1 pseudogene is annotated in these 572 nt (G+C 29.0%); it reads left to right on the plus strand.

What is annotated here, in order from left to right:
- A pseudogene (locus AC1DJR_RS32855) lies at positions 1 to 211 on the plus strand (polysaccharide deacetylase); the annotation flags it as partial.
- Between the last annotated feature and the right edge of the window lie 361 nt (positions 212 to 572).

The following is a 572-nucleotide window of genomic DNA, read 5'->3' on the forward strand; positions in this document are numbered from 1 at the left end:
CGTTGATGTAGCAGCCGCAAAAACTGTTCAAAATGTATTAGCAGGTGCGACGTCTTCAAAAGAAATTGTTTTAATGCATGATATTCATCCACAATCTGTCGCGGCAGTTCCAGCAATTATAAAAGGATTAAAAGAAAAAGGTTATGAATTTGAAGCTTATGATGAGAATAATCATTTTCCAATAAACTTCTGGCATGATAACCGGATATAAAAAAGAATATGTATTAATTATAGAATGGAATAAATGATATAGGGTTTAAATATATGTAAGAGCGTGTTTAGTTAATAAATGAAAACACGCTCTTTTAACTGGCTATTTTTTTATTAATTTAATTTAAGTTGATATTATCCCCTTTAGGTAGACAGTGTGAAAAAGACCATGTATACACATGGATGTTACACTATTACTTGGAGGGGAGATTAACTTACACCATGCAAATAGTAGTTAAATTCAGATTTAACTACTACATTATCACTACAAAAATTGATTAAACCTAAAACATGTATCAATTCTAAAATAAATAGTTACGTTATTTTAGAAAAACTTTTACGGATTTTCCAATGGATATAAA

This window comes from Bacillus sp. 05T31, from assembly GCF_056396725.1.